The following is a 19,819-nucleotide window of genomic DNA, read 5'->3' on the forward strand; positions in this document are numbered from 1 at the left end:
CACATGAAGGCACTGGATGAAACCCGTCTGGCAATCGTGGTCGTTGGAGCCTCACGCGGTATTGGCAGAGCGATTGCCAAAGTCGCTGCGCGCGACGGGGCCCCGATCGTTCTGGTCGCACGCTCCCTTGACGATCTGGCGGCAGCGGCGAGCGAAATTCGCGAGGCCGGCGGCGAAGCCCTCACCCTCGAACTCGATCTCTTCTCGGCCGATGCTTCCGTGCGCCTGGCGGGCTTCCTGAGCGCAAACAAACTGTCATGCGATGTGCTCGTCAACAGCGCCGGCTACGGTTTGCGCGGGGGCGCAACGACACTCCCCATCCCCGAGCAGCTGGGGATCATTGACCTCAACATACGCGCGCTCACCGACTTGTCGCTTCATTTCCTGCCGGCAATGGTGGCGCGCGGCCGTGGCGGTGTGCTTAACCTTGGATCCATTGCCGGTTTCATGCCCGGACCGGGCATGGCGCTCTATTACGCCAGCAAGAGTTACGTGCGGTCATTCTCCTTCGCTCTTCACCAGGAGTTGCGCCGCACCGGCGTCACGGTGACATGCGTTGCTCCCGGACCGGTTGCGACAGAATTCCTCCGTCGCTCAGGCGCGGATCGCGTAACGCTTTTCAAGGTGTTGCCAAGGGTCGATGCGGATTACGTTGCCGAGCGGGCCTGGCGCGGTTTCAAGGCGGGGCGACGCCTGGTCATCCCCGGCATCTCCGCCAAGCTGGCTGCCTTTGCAGCCGCGTGGCTGCCATCGGCAATCATGCTGCCCCTGATCGGTCGATTGCAGCGACGCAGCAGCGACCTTTGTCCTTGCGGTTCCGGTATCAAGTTCAAAGATTGCTGTGGGAGCCGTTCGCGCAGCGCTGAATTGCGACAAAGCACCGGAAGCCGCTGAAATGATTGGCAACGCCGACGCTTAAAAAAATTCTGCGCGACACTTGAAGTGCGGCCCGCGCGCTCCCACCTAGCGAACAACCCGCTGGTCCGGGCCCCTCTGGCGAGAGCTTCCGGCGCTCTTGCGATGTCGGACCTTATCCGACATCTGCGCCGGCGGAGCTTTATTCCGTGGATACTTCCTTTCTGTTTATCGAATGGCTGAGCAAGCCAATCTGGATGTGGCTCAGCTTCATCACGCTGGTCATCGCCATCCTCTCCTTTGATCTTGGTGTCCTGCATAAGGAAAACAAGGAAATCGAAGTCGGCGAGAGCATCAAGCTCTCGGCTCTCTACATTTCGCTCGGCCTCGCCTTCGGCGGCTGGGTCTGGTGGTATCTGGGCGCAGATGCCGGCCTTGCCTACATGACCGGCTTCGTCGTCGAAAAGACGCTGGCACTCGACAACGTCTTCGTCATCGCCCTGATCTTCTCATTCTTTGCCGTACCCCGACTCTATCAGCACCGGGTGCTTTTCTGGGGCATCCTCGGCGTCATCGTCCTGCGCGCCATCATGATCGGTGTGGGCGCGACGCTTGTCGCTGAATTCTCGTGGCTGCTCTATATCTTCGCTGCTTTCCTTGTCGTGACCGGCCTGAAGATGCTGTTCATGAAGGAGGCCGACCCGGACATTTCCAACAATGCGCTGGTGCGTTTCATGCGCAACCGCTTCAACGTGACGGAAGGCCACCATGGCGAGCACTTCTTCGTCAAGCAGGCCGACCCGAAGACCGGCAAGCTGGTCTGGTTCATCACGCCCCTGTTCATGGCGCTGGTGCTGATCGAAGTCGCTGACGTGATCTTCGCCGTCGACTCGGTGCCTGCGATCTTCGCTATCACCACCGACCCGTTCCTCGTCTACACCTCGAACATCTTCGCTATCCTCGGCCTGCGTGCGCTCTATTTCGCACTGGCTGCGATGATCCACCGCTTCCGATACCTGAAACCGGCTCTCGCCGTGGTCCTGATCTTCATCGGTTCGAAGGTCTTCGTTGCCGACCTCCTTGGCCTCGAAAAGTTCCCGGCGGCGTTCTCGCTCGGAATCACCTTCGCGATTATCGCGAGCGGCGTGATCTGGAGCCTGGTCAAGACGCGCGGGGAACCGGTTCCTGCCGAGTAAAACCCGGCGACGATTACGCCGGGAGGCTGCCCGAGAGGGCAGCCGATCCCTTCCACCGACAATCAATGGACCGCGGGTGCTTGAAAATGCGCCCGCGGTTCGCGTTTATGGCTGCTCTGCCTCGTCGCCCTGCGCAACGACCAACGCGCGGATCTTGGTCGCCTTCTCGAAATGGTCGAGCCTATGGGTCCTGATCCACCATTCGGCCGCTTCCATCAGGAGCTCCGGATCATCGTTCCTGTTTGCGAAGAAGGCATAGAACGAAACACCGACGCTAGGTCCCTTTTGCGCGATCTTCCGATCGCAGATCTCAATGATTTTCCGTTGCAAGGCAGCTCTCACATCCAGCTCCGATCGGTTTTCTGATAGCCTCACGCCCGGCCTCGCCTTCGGCCAGGCTCGATGGGCGAGGCTCTCCCCCGCAAGGGATTAGCCACACCCTGCTGGACGGTTACAATCCTTGACAGACCAAGCGGCTGACTATTGCTCGGCTGCTTTGATTGCGGAAACGCTGTCGGCGGGATGCCCCTGCCCCACGTGCCGATCTTGACGTCGATGCTTAACGTGTATATACACGCATTATGGCACATTGTTATTGCATCCTCCTGCGCAAGGCTTCCAGGCGAGTAACGTCGCTCTATGACGAAGCGCTCGCGCCCATTGGCGTCAATCTGGCGCAGTTCAGCCTGCTCCGAAATATCCAGCGGGCGGAGCCCATTTCGCTGACGGATCTGGGACACCGGACAGAGCTCGACCGTTCGACGGTCAGTCGAAACGTCAAGGTTCTGGAAAAGATGGAGCTGGTCGCGATGACGAACGGCCAGGATCAACGCGAATCGGCTGTCCAACTGTCCGACAAGGGGCGGCAGGTGCTTACAGACGGCGCCCCACTCTGGGACGGCGTTCAGACGGAAATAGAGGCCAAGCTCGGCAATGAAGCTTCCGCCCAACTGACGGCCTTGCTGCAGGCTCTCTGACACAATCAACACAATCGATCCACGGAAGGAAATGGCCGATGTTCGGACCGGTGCTTGCGCGCTATCTCGCCAGACGCGAAATCCATTATGGCTGGGCTGTTGCGGTCGTCACGTTCCTTGTCATGCTGGCGACCGCCGGCGCGATGGGGTCCGCCGGCGTGCTGATCAAGCCGCTTGAAACCGAATTCGGCTGGTCGAATGCCGAGATCTCGTTTGCGCTTGCCATCCGCCTCGTTCTTTTCGGCCTGCTCGGGCCGTTCGCAGCCGCTTTCATGAACCACTTCGGCGTGAGAAAGGTCGTCTCCTCGGCGCTCATTCTGATCGTCAGCGGCATAGTCGCATCGTTCTTCATGACTGAGTTGTGGCAGATGGTCGCCCTTTGGGGTGTGGTTCTGGGCGTCGGCACGGGCATGACCGCCCTGGTGCTCGGCGCCACCATTGCCACCCGCTGGTTCGACAAGCGGCGTGGCCTCGTCATCGGCCTGATGACCGCCAGCAATGCCACGGGACAATTGGTGTTCCTGCCTCTACTTGCCTCACTCACCGAGGCGATCGGCTGGCGCACGGCGCTGACGGTCGTCATCGCGGTTCTCACCTTCGCCTTCATCCTTGTGCTGCTCTTCATGAAGGACCGGCCGGCGGACGTTGGTCTCGCCCCATATGGCGGCCGGGCGATCGTGCCGGCCCCCGCGCAAAAGCAGAGTTTCGGCGCCTTGCTGCTTTCGCCGTTGAAGGCGCTGCGCGATGCCGCCCGGACCAACACCTTCTGGGTGCTGTTTGCCACCTTCTTCGTCTGCGGCTTCAGCACCAATGGGCTGATCCAGATGCATTGGGTGTCTATCTGCGGCGACGTCGGTATCGCCGCCGTCAGCGCGGCCGGTTTGCTGGCACTGATCGGCGTCTTCGACCTCTTCGGCACGGTTTTCTCCGGCTGGCTTTCCGACCGCTACGACAATCGTTGGCTGCTCTTCTGGTTCTACGGACTTCGCGGTCTGTCGCTGCTGTTCCTGCCGTTCAGCGGCTTCAATTTCTACACCCTGTCGATCTTCGCGATTTTCTACGGCCTCGACTGGGTCGCAACCGTACCGCCGACGGTGAAACTGTCGGCCGAGCGCTTTGGTGCGGAACGGGCAGCGCTGGTCTTCGGCTGGGTGTTCACCGGTCATCAACTCGGCGCGGCGAGTGCCGCGTTCCTCGCAGGCGCCAGCCGCACATCGCTTGAAACCTATACGCCGGCGCTGATTGCCGCCGGCATGCTGTGCGTGGTGGCGGCGCTGCTGGTCCTGACTATAGGCAAGCGCGCGCCAGCGACGCTTCTGCCGCAGGCAGCATGACAGGCTTGTCCTTGCCGGCCGCGGTTTCAACCGCGACCGGCAATCGCCTATTGAACCGCCGTCGTCCCGTAGACGAGGTTCGGCAGCCAAAGCGAAATCTGCGGGAACATGCTGAGTAGCACGAGCAGCACCATCATCATTCCGAGATACGGCAGCACCTCGCGCGCATAGGCCATCATCGGCACCTTCAGCACCATCGACGAAATGTACATCAGGCCACCGACCGGCGGCGTGATGCCGGCAATCGTCAGGTTGGTGATGAAGACGACACCGAAATGCACGCGGTCGATGCCGACGCCATCGATGATCGGGATCAGCATTGGCGTCAGGATGATCAGCGCCGCCGAGCCCTCGATCGCCGTGCCGATGACGATCAGCAGCAGGTTGATCAACAACAGCATCAGCAGCGGATTGTCCGTCGCAGCACCAAGCCAGCCAGACATCGCCTGCGGAACCTGCTCCCAGGCGAGATAGAACCCGAAGGCGGCCGCAGCACAGATCATGATCATGACCACAGCGGAATCGCGTACCGATTCGGCGAGCACTTCCGGGATCTGCCGGATGGTGAACTCACGGTAGCCGAAGACGGCAACGAACAGCACATAGACGACGACGACCGCACCGGCTTCCGTAGTGGTGAACAGGCCGTAGCGGGTACCGACAAAGATGACCACGGGGATAGAAAGCGCCCACAAGCCGTCGACCAGCGCCTTCATCGCTTCGGCACGGGTCGCCCGCTCCTTGCGCAACGGCTTGTAACCGCGCTTCTTGGCGATGAAATAGGTGGTGATCATCAGGCCGCCGGCGAGCACGAGGCCCGGCACGACGCCGGCGGCAAACAGCCGGCCGATCGAGGTTTCCGCGAGAAAGCCATAGACGATGAGGCCGATCGACGGGGGGATCAGGCTGGTGATGATGGCGGCCGACGAGGTGATGACGGCGGCGAAGGCACGGCTGTATCCCCGCTCCGACATCTCGACGCCCAACGTCTTTGCCAGCATTGCCGCATCGGCGTTGGCCGACGCCGTCAGGCCGCCGAGCAGCGTGCCGAGAACCGTACACATCTGCGCAAGCGCCCCGGTCATGTGGCCGACCAGCACGTCGGCGAGATTGAGCAGCCGGCGGGTGATGCCCGAAGCGTTCATGATACAGCCGGCGAGCACGAACAGCGGCAACGCCAGCAACGACACCGACTGGCTGCCTTCGGCCATTTCCTGGGCGAAGTTGGCAAGCGGGATCATATCCATGTTGATGAGGAAGAAGGCCAATGCACCGATCGCCATCGCCCATGTGATCGGGGTCGACAACAGGAAGAGCACGACGACGAGCAGGGAAGGTCCTGCAAGATGAAAGAAGGTCATATCAGCGATTCCACGTTGCGGTGCACGCGGCCGGTCGACGGCCTCTCGACGATCAGGTGCTGAATGAACATGCCCGCGGATGCCAAGGCGAGCGGGCCATAGGAGAGGCTGCGCGACAGGTCGAGTGCAATGGTGTGAACCTGGCGGGACGTCCAGGCCTGCCAGGCAAACAGCGCCGCCATCACCAGGAAGAAGACGGCAAGCAGCAGGTAGTTGAACCAGGCAATCGCCTTCTGCCAGGTGTCCGGCAAGGCCGTGACCAGCACATCGATCGCTGCATGAGTGCCCAGCCGAACGCCGGCAACGGCGCCGAAGAAGACGAGATAGGCAAAGGCCATGATCGCCAGTTCATAGGTCCAGGCTGCCGGCTGCGGGAAGATGTAGCGGCTGACGACGCCCCAGAGGATGGAGAAGACGATGACGATAAGGGCGACGACACCGATCGCCTCGTCGGCACGGCGAAGGCTGAGAAGAGGAATGGTCTCTTCCTGTGGGTGTGAGGTTTCCATTGAGGCCTCGGTCATTTGAAGAGAGAGGGGCGGGTGGCGTCGCGCGCCACCCATTTTCGGCTTGTTGTGCCGGTCTCACATTGTCAGTGAGATTTTCTGCCGATGCGGCGTCGATGATCGGACCGACGCCGGACTGGCACCAGAGAGTGGGCTACCAGCCTTATTCGGCCATCGCCTTCTGGACACGATCGTAAATGCCGGGAGTGATGTTCGGCACCTTGCCGTAGGCTACACGCGATGCCTCGACGAAGGCTGGAACGTCGACGTCGGTGACGATCTCGACCCCGGAATCGGCCAGCTGCTTGGCATAGGCATCGTCGGTTTCGAGCGTCATTTCGGTCAGTTCCTTGGCGATCGTCTGACCTTCGTCGAGCAGGATCTTCTGCAGATCTTCCGGCAGGCTGTTGAAGAACTGGCTCGACGCCACCCAAGCGGTGAACATGATCTGATGGCCGGTCTTCGACACCACCTTGCGGGTCTCGTTGAGCTTCGCGCCGGCGATCGAGCCGAATGGGCCTTCTGCAGCATCGACGACGCCCGTCTGCAGCGCATTGTAGACGTCACCCCAGGGCAGTTCCGTCGGGCGCGCGCCGTAGCTGCCGAAGGTTGCCATCATGATCGGCGAGGACGGCACGCGGATGGTCACGCCGGCCAGATCAGTGGGGTTGCGAACGGGCTTGTTGGAGATGATATGGCGATAGCCGAAGAGGCCGTTCGGCATGATGATCTTGATGCCCTGCGCCTCGAGCTTGCCGGACAGCTCCTTGTAAAGATCCGAGGCGAACAGCCGATCCGTGGCCTCGAGGCTCGGATAGACGTAGGGGCCGGCCAGGATCGACATGTCGGGCACGAACTGGCCGAGCTGGCCATAGTCGGTGGCACTGAGCAGGCTGGCGCCGCTCATCACCATCTCGTTGACCTTCTTCTGCGCGCCGAGCTGGTCGCCGGTCATCACGGTGATGGCAATGCGCCCCTCGGAGCGCTTCTCGACCCGCTCGGAGAACGTCTTCATCGCCTTGACGATCGGCTCGTTGGGATTCACCTGCGAGGTCGAGAACCGCAGGCTGTATTCCTGCGCATTGGCGCCGCCGCAATAGGACAGAGCGGCCATGGCAGCCGCGAGCACGAACTTTTTCATTGGATCCTCCTCTTCCGGACTCCCCTCCGGAATTCATTCATAAGCGAATGAATAAGTTATTTACGAATGAGTCGCGAGCGTCAAGCGGAATGTCTCGATGTCGTCACCTCCTCGGCCCGGCATGGCGCAAGGCAGGTGCCCAAATGAAGAAAGCCGCCGCGGAAATCCGCGACGGCTTCAAACATCAGTCTGAATTTTCAACTTATATATGAATACCGCTTTTGAAGGAGGCTAGCCCTGGAAAGTGTAATCCTCGATGGATTGCGGTTTCATCTCGATTGAAAAACCGGGCCGTAACGGCGGCATGTAGGCAGCATTGCGGATATCGCAGGGCTCGAGGAAGTGTTCGTGCAGATGGTCGACATACTCGATCACCCGCCCCTCTTTGGTCCCCGACACGGCGATGTAGTCGATCATCGACAGGTGCTGGACATATTCGCAGAGACCCACCCCGCCGGCGTGCGGCCACACCGGAAGCTCGTACTTCGCCGCCACCAGCAGCACCGCAAGCACCTCGTTGAGGCCACCCATGCGGCAGGAATCGATCTGCACGACGTCGATCGCGCCTTCGGCGATGAACTGCTTGAACATGATGCGGTTCTGGCACATTTCGCCGGTCGCGACCTTCACGGGGCCGATCGCCTCGCGGATCTTGCGGTGGCCGGCGACATCGTCGGGGCTTGTCGGCTCCTCGATGAAGAACGGCTTGGCAAAGGCGAGTTGATTGACCCAGTCGATCGCCTCGCCGACCTCCCACACCTGATTGGCATCGATCATCAGATAGCGGTCTGGGCCGATCACTTCCCGCGCGATGGTCAGGCGCCGGATATCGTCGGCGAGATCGCGGCCGACCTTCATCTTGACGTGGTTGAAGCCTTGATCGATCGCCTCCTGCGCCAGCCGGCGCAGCTTGTCGTCGTCATAGCCGAGCCAACCGGCCGACGTCGTGTAGCAGGCATAACCTTCGCTCTTCAGCGTCGCGATGCGCTCCGCCTTGCCGGCCTCGGCACGCTTGAGGATAGCGACGGCTTCGTCGCGGGTCAGCACATCCGTCATGTAGCGGTAGTCGACGATGTCGGCGATCTCTTCCGGTGACATGTCTGCAACCAGTTGCCAGACCGGCTTTCCGGCTTTCTTCGCCAGCAGGTCCCAGATCGCGTTGACGATAGCACCGGTGGCGAGATGGATGGCTCCCTTCTCCGGGCCGATCCAGCGCAGTTGGCTGTCGCTGGTCAGGTGTCGCCAGAACCGGCCGGGATTGGCGAGGATCTCCGCCGTCTCCTTGCCGACGACGAGGTGCTGCATGGCCTTGATCGCCATGCAGCAGATGTCGTTGCCCCGCCCGATCGTGAACGTCAGGCCATGGCCCGCCAATCCGGGCTGATCAGTGTCGAGGATGACATACGCCGCGGAATAATCGGGATCCGGGTTCATGGCATCGGAACCGTCAAGGCTCTGCGATGTGGGAAAGCGCAGATCGAAGACGCGCAAATCGGTGATGCGGGTCATGTTTGCTCCAATATGTATAGATCAGTCGTCCGCGCGCACGGACTGCTTCTGGGTGCCGAGGCCTTCGATGCCGAGTTCCACGACGTCGCCGGCCTTGAGGTAGCGCGGCGGCTTCATGCCCATGCCGACGCCGGGCGGCGTGCCGGTGGAAATGATGTCGCCTGGCTGCAGCGACATGAACTGTGACAGGTAGGACACGAGGTAGGCGACGCCGTACACCATGGTCTTGGACGAACCGTTCTGCATCGTCTCGCCGTTGACCTTGAGCCACATCGGCAGGTTCTGCGGATCCGGAATTTCTTCCTTCGTCACCAGCCACGGGCCTGTCGGTCCAAACGTGTCGCAGGACTTGCCCTTGGTCCACTGTCCCTGGCGCTCGATCTGGAACGCACGCTCCGACACGTCGTGGATGGTGCAATAGCCGGAGACATAGTCAAGCGCTTCGGCTTCGCTGACATACTTCGCCTTGCGACCGATGACGATGCCGAGCTCCACTTCCCAGTCGGTCTTCTCCGAGCCACGCGGGATGACGAGATCGTCATTGGGGCCGACGATCGCCGACGTTGCCTTCATGAAGATGATCGGCTCGGACGGAACGGTAGCGCCGGTTTCGGCGGCATGGTCCGAATAGTTGAGGCCGATGCAGATGAACTTGCCGGTACCGGTGACGCAGGGGCCGAGGCGCGGGCTGTCGGCGACGGCCGGAAGGCTGGCGAGATCAAGCTTGGCAAGCTCCGCGAGATTCGCGGGATCGAGAGCCGCGCCGGAGAAATCGGCAACATGGCTCGAGAGATCGCGCAGCGTGCCGCCGGCGTCGATGATGCCGGGCTTTTCCTGTCCCGGTGCGCCATAACGAAGAAGTTTCATGGTGTCATATCCCTGATGTGAGTGCTCAGATGGTCCAGCCGCCATCGATGGCATAGGCCTGCCCGGAGGTATAGGTGGCGCCCGCAAGGTAAAGCGCCAGATCTGCGATCTCTTCCGGCGTGCCGATCCGGCCCATCGGCTGGCGGGCGATGAAGGCGGCTCTCGCCGTGTCGTAATCGCCCTGCGCCCGCATGCGGTCCTGCAGCGACGGGCTTTCGACCGTGCCCGGGCAGATGGCGTTGCAGCGAATGCCATCGGCGACATAGTCGGCGGCAACCGATTTGGTCAGCCCGATGACGGCCGCCTTGGTGACGCCATAGGCAAAGCGGTTCGGCACGCCCTTGATGCTCGAAGCGACCGAAGCCATGTTGATGATCGACCCATCCTTGCGCGCAAGCATGCCCGGCAGCACGGCGCGGATCGTGCGGATCATCGCCTTGACGTTGAGGTCGAAAGCGAATTCGAGATCGCTATCCTTCATGTCGAGGATCGAGCCGGCATGCACGAACCCGGCGCAATTGAAGAGCACATCGACCTGGCCGATCTTGGCGACCAGCGCCTCGACGGCGCCGGCATCGAGAACGTCGAGCCGGTGCGTTTCAACGGGAGACTCTGCGGCCAGCGCCGCGAGCGCGTCGACGTTGATATCGGTGGCATGCACCTTGGCGCCGGCCCTGGCAAAGGCAAGTGCAGTGGCGCGGCCGATGCCCTGGGCGGCGGCAGTGATAAGGACGACCTTACCCGAAAGACCCGTTGTCATAGTTGACCCCTCATGCTTTGCGTTCGACGACCAGGATATGGTCGGCGGCAAGGACGACCTCGCCACGCTGGTTGATAACTTCGCACCGTTCGACCACACGCCCCGCATTCGGCCGCTTCGGATCATCCTCCTTGGAAGAGATCGTCACGCGGGTGCGGATGGTGTCGCCGATATGAACCGGACGCACGAACCGTAGCCGATCGTAGCCATAAGAAAAGGCGACCGGGTTGATCAGCGAAGCGGTCAGGCCGACGCCGATCGAAAAGATCATCGTGCCGTGGGCGATCCGCTGCCCCCCGGGCAGGGTCTTGGCAAACTCTGCATCCATGTGATGCGGGAAGAAATCGCCCGTATGTCCAGCATGCACGACAAAGTCCGTCTCGGTGATCGTGCGCCCCGTGGTCAGCCTGACATGGCCGAGTTCATAGTCTTCGAAATGGATCGTCTGTTCTGACATCGTCACCGTCCGGGAAGTGGCGCGATTGCCGTTGCGGGCCGCGCGCTCGATTGGTAGGCCGCCTCGACCAGCGCCATCGTCTGCCAGGCGTCGTCGACGGAGCCGATCAACTCAGCATCCTCGCCGCTGACGAAGCGCTGCAGGTTGGCCATGCGATTGCCGAAAGCGTCCGGGAACCAGGCGCCCTGAAGCGGCACTTCGACCCATTCGCTGCCACCGGCCGGCCGGATCCAGAGTTCGTCTGGCTCGCCACGCGGGTAGTCGAGATTGACGCCGAGCTTCACATAGCCGGCACCCTCGGTTCCCGAGATGCGGAACTCGCAAGCCTGAAATTTTCGGCCGAAGTCATGGTCGTGATTGACCGACAGCACGCAGCGCACACTGTCGCCGTAGTCGAGGATTGCGGCTGTGCGGGTCTGCGCCACGTCGTGGTTCGGATGGCCGATCGTCCTGGCGTGCACGCCCAGGGGATTGCCGAGCAGCCCGCGGATCAGGTCGAGATAATGGATCGAGTGCATCGCGATCTCGATACGCGGCAGGCCTTTCAGGAACGGCCATAGACCCCACGGCGTAGCGAGCGCCAGCCATGCATCGAAATCGACGACCTTTCCGAGATACCCCTTCGCAATCGCATCGCGCAGCGCCAGCATCATCGGCGCGAAGCGCAACTGGAAATTGACTGCCGCCTTCAACTGCCGGTCTCGGCAGATGTTGAGGATCTCCGTCGCGGCAGCGAGATCGCCGCCCATCGGTTTCTGGATCAAGGCGCCAGCGCCGATCGGCAGCTTCGACAGGATTGCCGCGTGCGCTGCAGGCGGGGTCGCCAGATCGAAGATTGCACCGGGGATCGCCAGCGCTTCGACCTCGGTCGCAAATGCCGGAATGCCCCAGGTGGTTGCCAGCTTTTCCGCCTTTTCGGCATCCGGATCGAAGACGCCGGCGACGGGAAAACCGGCCTTGCGATAGGCGGGGAGATGGGCGTCGCCGACGATGCTGCCGGCGCCGAAAATGACGATCGGACGCGGCTTTTCAGGCTTCGGCCAGGATTGTTGCAGTCTTTTCGGATCGAATTGCTCAGTCATGATGGAAAACTTCGTCCATCATCGCCCACCACTCACCGTCCTTGCGCGTCTCGAGCGGCTTCTGGCAGGGCATGCAGACCGACCACCACTCCTGGTTTTTCGGATGCGCGGCCATCTTCGCCATATCGGCTGCGAAATCCTCGCCGACATACTCCCAGTAGCCGAACAGCAGGTTTTCCGGCTCCTTGAGGAAGATCGAGTAATTCGTGACATTGCATTCGGAGATCAGCGCCAGGATCTCCGGCCAGACGGCGGCATGCAGTGCCTTGTACTCGGCGATCTTTTCAGGCTGAAGCCCGATCACCATTCCCATCCGTTCCATGGCGATCTCCCCTACTTCGCAAATTCCCGGGTGAACTCGTCGATCGAGCGCGCCTTCACCGCATCCCAGTCCCAGGCGATGCCGATCCCGGCTTCTGACGGCGCGATGGCACGACCGGCGCGGATTTCCATGCCCTTCTCCGTCAACTCGTCGAGCTGAGGAATGTATTCGACATATTTGCCGTTCGGCACGGCACAGACGAGGCTGACATGCAGTTCCATCAGGAAGTGCGGGCAGACCGGAATGTCGAAAGCTTCGGCCGCATGTGCGACCTTCAGCCATGGGGTGATGCCGCCGATGCGGGCAACGTCGACCTGGACGATCGAGCAGGCGCCCTTCTGCATGTATTCGCGGAAATGCCGGATCGAATACATGGATTCGCCGACGGCGATCGGCGTTGGGGTCGAGCGCGCCAGGCGGATATGGCCATCGAGATCATCGGCCGGCAGCGGCTCCTCGATCCAGGCGAGATCCAGTTCCTGCAGCCGCGCTGCCCGGCGGATCGCCTCGTCGACGGTGAAGCCTTGGTTGCAGTCGGTCATGATCTCGAAGCCGTCGCCGAGCGCCTTGCGCATCGCTGACAGGCGATCATAGTCCTCGGAGCCGTGTGGCTTGCCGATCTTGACCTTGGAGCCGGAAAAGCCCTTGGCCTTGGCCTGGAGGGCGTCCTCGACGAGCGCTTCCTTCTCGATATGCAGCCAACCGCCCTCGGTGGTGTAAAGCGGGCAATTGTCCTTGGCGCCGCCGGCAAGCTTCCAGAGCGGCAGGTTCTGCTTTTTGGCACGCAGGTCCCAGAGCGCGACGTCGATAGCGGCAAGCGCCAGCGCCGTGATCGGGCCGATGGTGGTGGCGTGGGTGGCAAACTCCATCTTGTGCCAGATGGCCTCGATGCAATCGGCATCCTCGCCGATCAGGATCGGAACGAGGTGGTCGGAGAGCAAGCGCATGACGGAGGATCCGCCGGTGCCGATCGTGTAGCTGTAGCCGGTTCCCGTCGCGCCGTCGGAATCGGTGATCGTGACGATCGGCGTCTCCTGGCTGACAAAGCTCTGGATCGCGTCAGTCCGCTTCACCTTCGGCTGCAGATCGACCATGCGCAGTTCAATTTTCTCGATCCTTGCCATGTCAGCCTTCCAGAGCCTTTCCTGTGTCGATGTCGAAGAGATGGGCGCGGGAGAGATCGAAGCTCATGCGCACGCTCTCGCCGGAACGCAGCGGGCGCGGATTGAGCATGCGCGAAACCCAGTCGCGGCCATTGAACTGAATGAACACCAGCGTCTCGTTGCCGAGCGGCTCGGTGATAGTGACAGGTAGATCGACCTCGTGCACGGCCGAGGCATCACCGGCGTGAAGGCCGTGGCCCGTCGGGTAGATATCGTCAGGGCGCAGGCCGAACGTCACCTTCTGACCGGCACGAAGAGCACCGGCAAACCGTGGCGGGACTGGCAGCCGGACGCCGCTTGCAAACACCAGTTGGCCATTGTCGACGATGGCCTCGTCCATGTTCATCGGCGGCGAGCCGATGAAGCCGGCAACGAACTTCGTCGAAGGCTTCTGGAACACTTCTTCCGGCGTTCCGACCTGCTCGATATGGCCGTCGCGCATGATGACGATGCGGTCGGATAGCGTCATCGCCTCGACCTGGTCATGCGTCACATAGATCATCGTCGCCCGCATGCGGGCATGAAGCTTCTTGATTTCGGTGCGCACCTGGGTGCGCAGCTTGGCGTCGAGGTTCGAGAGCGGCTCGTCGAACAGGAAGACGTCCGGCTGGCGCACGATCGCGCGGCCCATTGCCACGCGCTGGCGCTGGCCACCGGAGAGCTGCGACGGGCGGCGCTCCAGGAGATGGCCGAGATCGAGGATCGCAGCGGCCTCGTCGACGCGCGTCTTGATGTCTTCGGGGGAGCGGCCGGCGATCTTCAGCGAGAAGCCCATGTTCTCGGCAACAGTCATATGCGGATAGAGCGCATAGGACTGGAACACCATAGAGATGTTGCGGGCGCGCGGCGGCAGGTCGTTGACCGCGCGGCCGCCGATCTCGATGGCGCCGCCGCTGACGTCTTCGAGGCCGGCGATCATGCGCAGCGTCGTCGATTTGCCGCAACCGGACGGGCCGACCAGCGCGATGAACTCGCGGTCCTTCACCTCGAGATCGATGCCGTGAACGACCTCGAGCGCGCCATAGCGTTTGACAAGTTTCCTGAGGGTGACAGGAGCCATGATTTATCCTTTCACCGCGCCGAAGGTCAGGCCCGAAACGAGGTGCTTTTGAATGATGAAGGTGAGCGTGAGCGCCGGGACGATCATGACGACTGCGAGCGCGCACATGCCGCGCCAGTCGATCGTGAACTCGGCGGTGTAATCGAGCAGGCCGACCGGCAGGGTCTTGGAATTGACCGAACGGGTAATCTGCGAGGCCAGCGCATATTCGTTCCAGGACGTCAGGAACGCGAAGATGCCGGCAGACGCGATGCCCGGGCCGGCCAGCGGAAATTCCACCTGCCAGAAGGCCTGCCAGGGCGTGCAGCCGTCGATCTGGGCGGCTTCAGCCAGATCCTTCGGCACTTGACGGAAGAAGCCGTCGATCAGCCAGATGGTGAAAGGCACGTTCAGCGCAACGTAAGTCAGAATCAGCGAGAAATGCGTGTCGATGATGCCGGTGCGGGCATAGATCATGAACAGCGGCAGCGAGAGCGCGATGCCCGGAACGGCGCGCGTCAGCATGAAGCCGAGGAAGATCGCCGACTTCGCCTTGAAGCGATATCGGGCAAAGGCATAGCCGCCGGCCATGCCGATCGCGAGCGCAATCACCGTCGAGGTGACGGAGATGATCAGCGAGTTGCGGAAATAATCCCAGACGGGAACCCCGCCCTGCCCCGCGCCGGCGAACATGGCGCGATAGGCGTCGAGCGAGATGCTTTCCGGAATCCAGACCGGCGGCTTCGCCATGATCTCGACGGTCGGTCGCAGCGACGACAGCACGATCCAGAGACCCGGCAGGCAGATCACGGCCATTGCCAGAAACAATCCGATCAGGTGCGCGGCCTTGAGGAGGCGCCGGCGCAGGCGATGTGAAGAGTTGATATCCATTACCACTCGGCTCCGATCTGCTGGCGCGCGGCGGCGAGCTTGCGGAAGAAATAGACGGTGAAGACGATCGACAGCAGGATGGCGACGTAGGCCATCGCGTTCGCCATGCCCATGCGGGCATCGGCATAGGCCGTACGGCCAATCAGGGTCCACAGGAGTTCGGTACGCTTGGCCGGACCACCATCGGTCATGATCTTGACGATGTCATAGGCGCGCGCGACATCGAGCGAGCGGATCGTCATGGCGATGAACGCGAACGGCATGAGATAGGGCCAGGTGACGTAGCGGAAGGTCTGCCACGGCGTGCAGCCATCCACATGCGCCGCCTCGACCGGATCCTTCGGCATGGCGAGAAGACCGGCGAGAATGAGGATCGCAAAGACCGCCGTCGACGACCAGACCTCGGCAATGATGATCGAGATCATCGCCAGATTGCCGTCGATCAGCCAGGGAATGGCGCGGTCCGTCAGCCCGAGCGACTGCAGCGCATTGTTCACGAAACCGATATTGTCGTTGAACATGAACTTGAACTGGAAGCCGACGAGAACAGGGGAGAACATCATCGGGAACATCATGATGGTGCGCAGCAACCGCTGGCCGTGCGTCGCCTTGTTGACGAGGAGCGCGAGGCCAAGGCCAAGCAGCATTTCGGTGTTGAGCGCCACGGTGAGAAGAAGGACCGTGCGACCGAAGGCGACCCAGAAATCCCAGTTGCTCAACACGGTGATGTAGTTGCGCAGACCGACGAAGATCCAAAGCGTTTCGGGCTTGGTCAGCCGGAACGGCGTGAAGCTCGAATAGAACGAAAAGAGGAGCGGCAACACGATGACCGCCGCCAGGACGACAAAAGCCGGCAGCAGCAGAAGGACCGGTGCGGACAGTTTCTTGAGCTTCATCAGGCATTCCTGAGGGTGACTTCGCAGCGCCGCGCATCAGAAATGACACGAGAGAGACGCTACAAGGCGCTAAACTTGCTGCATAATTGACTCCAGATCACTTCCGATCAGGACGTTATGCAGTAAATGATGAAGGCGGCGCCGACACCTTGGTATCGGCGCCGCCTTCCTTATCTCAGATCAGAGCTTACCGGCGTCTTCCAGGATGCCGGTTGCCTTTTCCGCGGCGCTATCCAGTGCTTCCTTGGACGTCTTGTCGCCGAGGATGGCTGCCTGGAGTTCCGGATAGACGGCGTTGGAGATCTCGATCCACTCGGCCGTCTGCGGAACCGGGAAGACTGCGGTGCGCGTCGGCAGCGGACCGGGAGCCGATTCCAGCTTCTGGCTGTCCTCGTTAGTCAGCCACCAGACGAGCGAGGCTGCCGCTTCCTTGTTGGCGCAATCCTCGGTGACCGAGAAGCCGTGGTGACCGGACCAACCGGTACGCTTGCCCGAAGAACCGGCCGGCTGAACCTTGACGCCGACATTGCCGGCAACCTTCGACGACTTCGGGTCGTTGAAGAAGCTGGCCCAGCCAGGCCAGTCGAGGTTGACGGCGATCGAGCCGGAGGCGAAGCCCTGGCCGAGATCGTCCCAGAGGTAGTTGGTCGTGCCCGGAGGAACGGCCTTGTCCTTGTAAAGCTTGACGAACCAGTCGAGGGCCTTGATGCCGGCTTCGGAGTTGAAGGCCGGACGGCCGTCCTTGTCGAGGTACTCGCCGCCCTCGGCCACCAGCATTTCATAGAAGCGGCCGTTGATCGCCTCTTCCTTGCCAGCAAACTGCGTGCCGTAGAAATTCGGCGGTGCCGCGAAGAATTCGGCCTGGTCGCTGACCTGGGCCCAGGTATCCGGCGGGGTCAGCTCGTAGCCGTATTTTTCCTTGAACGCCGCCTTCTTGGCGTCGTCCTGGTAGAGGCTCTTCTGATAATAGAGCGCCGAGACGTCGAACTGCGCGCGCGGAAGCATGACGAGCTTGCCGCCGAGCGTCGAGGCGTCGATGACGGCAGGCACGAACTTCGCGACCTCTTCCGGCGGCAGCAGCGCCAACAGATCGGTGTAGATGTCGGGGTATTGCGGGGCGAACGACGAGTGGTTGGACCCGACGCACCAGCTGATGCCGCCCGTGGCGATATCCGACTTGATCTCCTTGTCGAGCTCGAAGTGATTCTTCTTCGACAGGATGTTGACCTTGGCGCCGGTCGCCTTTTCCCATTCCGCGATCCGCTCATAGAGCTTTTCGTATTGCTGTCCGCCGATCAGCTTGGCGTCGATGGTGACGCCCTCGAACTTGCCCGGCAGTTCCGCGGCATTGGCCGCTCCCACTGCGCAGGCAAGCATGATGACTCCGGCCGATACGCCGGAAAGCAGCCTGTTCATGACCTCTCCTCCACTGAAGCGCGCCCTCATCCCGGCACGCATTTCTCATTTGTGAGAAACTAATTCATATACAAACAACAATTTTATCACCCGTCAAGGGTCAACTTTCTTTTGTCGGCGGCTTTCTCTGCGTATATGGATATTGATATTCACTAAGGAGGACGCTCATGGACACCGAAGAGTCCGATCGCTACCGCGCCCCCGCGCTCGACAAGGGACTTGATATTCTCGAACTGCTGGCAAGCGTCGATGGCGGTTTGACGCAGGCGGAGATTTCGAAGCGGCTCAACCGCAGCCCGAACGAATTCTACCGCATGCTCGATCGGCTCGTGCGCCGTGGTTATGTCACGCGTATCGACGGCGACCGCTATTCGCTGACGCTGAAGCTGTTCGGCCTCGCCCAGCTCCACGCCCCGGTCCGGCGCCTTGCCTCCTATGCGACGCCATTGATGCGCGACCTCGCGCAGCGGTCGAAGCAGGCGAACCAGCTAGCCGTATTCGATCGCGGCTCGGCTGTGGTCATCGCCCAGCAGGAAGCGCCGGATTACTGGGGGATCTCGATCCGGGTCGGCTCCCATATCAGCCTGTTCGACACCGGCTCGGGCCACATCCTGCTCGCCTTCCGCACACCGGAGGAGCGCGAAATGATGATCGCCGAGCACGCGCGCAGCAAGGACGAGATCTCGCTCGGTCCGGAATTCTATGCGCGTCTCGACCAGATCCGCGAGCGTGGCTATGAGATGATGGCAAGCGCGCAGACGGCCGGCGTCTACAACCTTTCGGCCCCCATTCTTGGGCCTGACGGTCGTGGCATCGCTGCATTGACCATTCCCTATATCGCCCTGGTCAACGCACCGTCGGCTCCCGATATCACCGAAACGATCTCGCTCCTGCGAAGCGCGGCGACCCAGCTTTCGGTGCTTGCGGGGTCAGATGTGGCGCAATCCTCCGAATGAAAGGTTGCCGGCTAAATGCTCGCAACCGCCTTTCGAGATCGCGATTCGAAGAGCATTTCTTATTTGAATAGTCTCTTTCCATGTGAGAGTGTAGAGTATACGGAGGAGACCGCATCGTGATCGTCGATACCCATCTGCATCTCATCAACAAGTCTGCCCTGACCTACCCTTGGCTGGCAGGGGTGCCGGCCTTGGACAGGGATTTCCTCTATGCGACCTACGAGGCGGAAGCTCGTCGTGTCGGCATCGAGGCCGCGCTGCACATGGAAGTCGATGTCGATCCCGGCGAGATGGAGCTGGAGACGTCGGAAATCCGGCAGCTTGCGCAAAGACCGGGCAGCCTGCTCCAGGGTGCAATTGCCGCATGCCGCCCGGAGGAGGAAGGCTTTGCGGCCTATCTGGAGCGACAGCAGGCCGACCCGCTGGTCAAGGGTTTTCGCCGCGTCCTGCATGTCATGCCGGACGAACTGTCGGAAGCCGCACTCTTCCGCGAGAACATCAGGCGGCTTGGCGGCAGCCGTTTTACATTCGACCTCTGTGTCCTGCCCCACCAGATTCCGAAAGCGATCGCGCTTGCCGATCTCGTGCCGGACCTGCAGTTCGTGCTCGACCATTGCGGCGTTCCCGATATCCGCAGCGGCGCCGAACATCCGTGGCGTGACCACATGAGCGAGGTCGCCAAACGGCCGAACGTTGTCGCCAAGATATCCGGTGTCATTGCCTATGCCGATGAAAACTGGACTGCACAAACGCTGAGGCCCTATGTCGAGCATACGATCGCTGCCTTCGGTTGGGATCGCGTGGTCTGGGGTAGCGACTGGCCTGTGTGCACGCTCGGCGGAAACCTGTCGACCTGGGTTGCGGCCACCCACGCCCTGATCCAGGGCTGCAGCGCGGATGAGCGGACAAAACTGCTTTCAGCCAATGCACGCCGGATCTGGAATCTCGGATAGGCAGGGAGCGGCGCCCAGCACCTATCTGCGCTCTATATACGCCGCCGCGCGTTCCGGCTGCCCCGCACAGGCCGCTGCGGTCCTTTGAGCAGGCGCGTGTTCGTCGACCAATCGATTGTGACCGCCGACAACTCGACG

General features: G+C 61.6%; 21 protein-coding genes. 6 read left to right on the top strand and 15 right to left on the bottom strand.

Annotated features, from left to right (window positions below; all coding sequences use genetic code 11):
* The first annotated feature begins 3 nt into the window (after positions 1-3).
* Together AC07UR_RS27375 and AC07UR_RS27380 are read left to right on the top strand one after the other, a co-directional pair.
* Positions 4-894 carry an SDR family NAD(P)-dependent oxidoreductase gene (locus AC07UR_RS27375; RefSeq protein WP_209790268.1) on the top strand — a complete coding sequence of 297 codons (891 nt, stop codon included), beginning with the start codon at positions 4-6 and terminating at the stop codon, positions 892-894.
* A 170-nt stretch (positions 895-1,064) separates the two neighbouring features.
* Positions 1,065-2,051, top strand: coding sequence for a TerC family protein (locus AC07UR_RS27380; RefSeq protein WP_209789905.1), 987 nt, complete (start codon positions 1,065-1,067; stop codon positions 2,049-2,051).
* Positions 2,052-2,156: 105 nt separating this feature from the next.
* Here the strand turns inward: AC07UR_RS27380 and AC07UR_RS27385 are convergent, their stop codons facing one another.
* The gene (locus tag AC07UR_RS27385; protein ID WP_209789906.1) at positions 2,157-2,393 is read right to left on the bottom strand and encodes a DUF6500 family protein; all 237 of its coding nucleotides are present in this window, start codon (positions 2,391-2,393) and stop codon (positions 2,157-2,159) included.
* A gap of 239 nt (positions 2,394-2,632) precedes the next feature.
* On the opposite strand from AC07UR_RS27385, the gene AC07UR_RS27390 reads away from it, so the two are divergent.
* The gene (locus AC07UR_RS27390; protein WP_173422000.1) at positions 2,633-3,028 is read left to right on the top strand and encodes a MarR family winged helix-turn-helix transcriptional regulator; all 396 of its coding nucleotides are present in this window, start codon (positions 2,633-2,635) and stop codon (positions 3,026-3,028) included.
* A gap of 38 nt (positions 3,029-3,066) precedes the next feature.
* Positions 3,067-4,362 (top strand): MFS transporter, encoded by a 1,296-nt coding sequence (locus AC07UR_RS27395; RefSeq protein WP_209789907.1) that lies wholly within the window; start codon positions 3,067-3,069, stop codon positions 4,360-4,362.
* A gap of 47 nt (positions 4,363-4,409) precedes the next feature.
* On the opposite strand, the gene AC07UR_RS27400 is transcribed toward AC07UR_RS27395, so the two are convergent.
* The 14 genes from AC07UR_RS27400 to AC07UR_RS27465 all read right to left on the bottom strand — a co-directional run bounded on the left by AC07UR_RS27400 (position 4,410) and on the right by AC07UR_RS27465 (position 17,772).
* Complete coding sequence (locus AC07UR_RS27400) at positions 4,410-5,723, bottom strand: TRAP transporter large permease (protein WP_173421998.1); 1,314 nt, start codon at positions 5,721-5,723, stop codon at positions 4,410-4,412.
* Positions 5,720-6,232, bottom strand: coding sequence for a TRAP transporter small permease (locus AC07UR_RS27405; RefSeq protein ID WP_209789908.1), 513 nt, complete (start codon positions 6,230-6,232; stop codon positions 5,720-5,722). The genes AC07UR_RS27400 and AC07UR_RS27405 overlap by 4 nt, the downstream gene beginning before the upstream one ends.
* A gap of 160 nt (positions 6,233-6,392) precedes the next feature.
* Positions 6,393-7,370, bottom strand: coding sequence for a C4-dicarboxylate TRAP transporter substrate-binding protein (locus tag AC07UR_RS27410; RefSeq protein ID WP_209789909.1), 978 nt, complete (start codon positions 7,368-7,370; stop codon positions 6,393-6,395).
* Between the two features lie 231 nt (positions 7,371-7,601).
* A complete protein-coding gene (locus AC07UR_RS27415; RefSeq protein WP_209789910.1) occupies positions 7,602-8,879 on the bottom strand; it encodes an L-fuconate dehydratase in 1,278 nt (425 codons plus the stop codon).
* Positions 8,880-8,900: 21 nt separating this feature from the next.
* Positions 8,901-9,746 carry a fumarylacetoacetate hydrolase family protein gene (locus AC07UR_RS27420; protein ID WP_209789911.1) on the bottom strand — a complete coding sequence of 282 codons (846 nt, stop codon included), beginning with the start codon at positions 9,744-9,746 and terminating at the stop codon, positions 8,901-8,903.
* Positions 9,747-9,771: 25 nt separating this feature from the next.
* Positions 9,772-10,506, bottom strand: a complete 735-nt coding sequence (locus AC07UR_RS27425; protein WP_209789912.1) for an SDR family oxidoreductase — start codon at positions 10,504-10,506, stop codon at positions 9,772-9,774.
* Positions 10,507-10,516: 10 nt separating this feature from the next.
* Entirely contained in the window at positions 10,517-10,963 is a 447-nt protein-coding gene (locus AC07UR_RS27430; RefSeq protein ID WP_209789913.1) for a MaoC/PaaZ C-terminal domain-containing protein, read from the bottom strand.
* Between the two features lie 2 nt (positions 10,964-10,965).
* Complete coding sequence (locus AC07UR_RS27435) at positions 10,966-12,045, bottom strand: Gfo/Idh/MocA family protein (protein ID WP_209789914.1); 1,080 nt, start codon at positions 12,043-12,045, stop codon at positions 10,966-10,968.
* Entirely contained in the window at positions 12,038-12,367 is a 330-nt protein-coding gene (locus AC07UR_RS27440) for an L-rhamnose mutarotase (RefSeq protein WP_173421990.1), read from the bottom strand. Before AC07UR_RS27440 ends, AC07UR_RS27435 begins: the two co-directional genes overlap by 8 nt.
* 11 nt (positions 12,368-12,378) lie before the next feature.
* Complete coding sequence (locus AC07UR_RS27445; RefSeq protein ID WP_209789915.1) at positions 12,379-13,491, bottom strand: mandelate racemase/muconate lactonizing enzyme family protein; 1,113 nt, start codon at positions 13,489-13,491, stop codon at positions 12,379-12,381.
* Position 13,492: 1 nt separating this feature from the next.
* The gene (locus AC07UR_RS27450; RefSeq protein WP_209789916.1) at positions 13,493-14,590 is read right to left on the bottom strand and encodes an ABC transporter ATP-binding protein; all 1,098 of its coding nucleotides are present in this window, start codon (positions 14,588-14,590) and stop codon (positions 13,493-13,495) included.
* 3 nt (positions 14,591-14,593) lie between these two features.
* Positions 14,594-15,460 (bottom strand): carbohydrate ABC transporter permease, encoded by an 867-nt coding sequence (locus tag AC07UR_RS27455; protein WP_209789917.1) that lies wholly within the window; start codon positions 15,458-15,460, stop codon positions 14,594-14,596.
* Positions 15,460-16,356, bottom strand: coding sequence for a carbohydrate ABC transporter permease (locus AC07UR_RS27460; protein ID WP_112806807.1), 897 nt, complete (start codon positions 16,354-16,356; stop codon positions 15,460-15,462). The genes AC07UR_RS27455 and AC07UR_RS27460 overlap by 1 nt, the downstream gene beginning before the upstream one ends.
* Before the next feature lie 180 nt (positions 16,357-16,536).
* Complete coding sequence (locus AC07UR_RS27465) at positions 16,537-17,772, bottom strand: ABC transporter substrate-binding protein (protein ID WP_494700215.1); 1,236 nt, start codon at positions 17,770-17,772, stop codon at positions 16,537-16,539.
* 167 nt (positions 17,773-17,939) lie between these two features.
* On the opposite strand from AC07UR_RS27465, the gene AC07UR_RS27470 reads away from it, so the two are divergent.
* Together AC07UR_RS27470 and AC07UR_RS27475 are read left to right on the top strand one after the other, a co-directional pair.
* Positions 17,940-18,728 (top strand): IclR family transcriptional regulator, encoded by a 789-nt coding sequence (locus AC07UR_RS27470; RefSeq protein WP_025428736.1) that lies wholly within the window; start codon positions 17,940-17,942, stop codon positions 18,726-18,728.
* A gap of 116 nt (positions 18,729-18,844) precedes the next feature.
* On the top strand, positions 18,845-19,681 hold the full coding sequence (locus AC07UR_RS27475; protein ID WP_209789919.1) for an amidohydrolase family protein: 837 nt from the start codon (positions 18,845-18,847) through the stop codon (positions 19,679-19,681).
* The last annotated feature ends 138 nt before the right edge of the window (positions 19,682-19,819 follow it).

This window comes from Ensifer sp. GW821-FHT05G01, assembly GCF_059419585.1.

Excerpts from the sequence above, each read along its gene's own strand:
- AC07UR_RS27450 (WP_209789916.1), bottom strand. The coding sequence starts at position 14,590 with ATGGCTCCTGTCACCCTCAGGAAACTTGTCAAACGCTATGGCGCGCTC.
- AC07UR_RS27435 (WP_209789914.1), bottom strand. The coding sequence starts at position 12,045 with ATGACTGAGCAATTCGATCCGAAAAGACTGCAACAATCCTGGCCGAAG.
- AC07UR_RS27405 (WP_209789908.1), bottom strand. The coding sequence starts at position 6,232 with ATGGAAACCTCACACCCACAGGAAGAGACCATTCCTCTTCTCAGCCTT.
- AC07UR_RS27425 (WP_209789912.1), bottom strand. The coding sequence starts at position 10,506 with ATGACAACGGGTCTTTCGGGTAAGGTCGTCCTTATCACTGCCGCCGCC.
- AC07UR_RS27440 (WP_173421990.1), bottom strand. The coding sequence starts at position 12,367 with ATGGAACGGATGGGAATGGTGATCGGGCTTCAGCCTGAAAAGATCGCC.
- AC07UR_RS27400 (WP_173421998.1), bottom strand. The coding sequence starts at position 5,723 with ATGACCTTCTTTCATCTTGCAGGACCTTCCCTGCTCGTCGTCGTGCTC.
- AC07UR_RS27410 (WP_209789909.1), bottom strand. The coding sequence starts at position 7,370 with ATGAAAAAGTTCGTGCTCGCGGCTGCCATGGCCGCTCTGTCCTATTGC.
- AC07UR_RS27420 (WP_209789911.1), bottom strand. The coding sequence starts at position 9,746 with ATGAAACTTCTTCGTTATGGCGCACCGGGACAGGAAAAGCCCGGCATC.
- AC07UR_RS27375 (WP_209790268.1), top strand. The coding sequence starts at position 4 with ATGAAGGCACTGGATGAAACCCGTCTGGCAATCGTGGTCGTTGGAGCC.
- AC07UR_RS27470 (WP_025428736.1), top strand. The coding sequence starts at position 17,940 with ATGGACACCGAAGAGTCCGATCGCTACCGCGCCCCCGCGCTCGACAAG.
- AC07UR_RS27415 (WP_209789910.1), bottom strand. The coding sequence starts at position 8,879 with ATGACCCGCATCACCGATTTGCGCGTCTTCGATCTGCGCTTTCCCACA.
- AC07UR_RS27390 (WP_173422000.1), top strand. The coding sequence starts at position 2,633 with ATGGCACATTGTTATTGCATCCTCCTGCGCAAGGCTTCCAGGCGAGTA.
- AC07UR_RS27460 (WP_112806807.1), bottom strand. The coding sequence starts at position 16,356 with ATGAAGCTCAAGAAACTGTCCGCACCGGTCCTTCTGCTGCTGCCGGCT.
- AC07UR_RS27465 (WP_494700215.1), bottom strand. The coding sequence starts at position 17,772 with ATGAACAGGCTGCTTTCCGGCGTATCGGCCGGAGTCATCATGCTTGCC.
- AC07UR_RS27395 (WP_209789907.1), top strand. The coding sequence starts at position 3,067 with ATGTTCGGACCGGTGCTTGCGCGCTATCTCGCCAGACGCGAAATCCAT.
- AC07UR_RS27445 (WP_209789915.1), bottom strand. The coding sequence starts at position 13,491 with ATGGCAAGGATCGAGAAAATTGAACTGCGCATGGTCGATCTGCAGCCG.
- AC07UR_RS27430 (WP_209789913.1), bottom strand. The coding sequence starts at position 10,963 with ATGTCAGAACAGACGATCCATTTCGAAGACTATGAACTCGGCCATGTC.
- AC07UR_RS27455 (WP_209789917.1), bottom strand. The coding sequence starts at position 15,460 with ATGGATATCAACTCTTCACATCGCCTGCGCCGGCGCCTCCTCAAGGCC.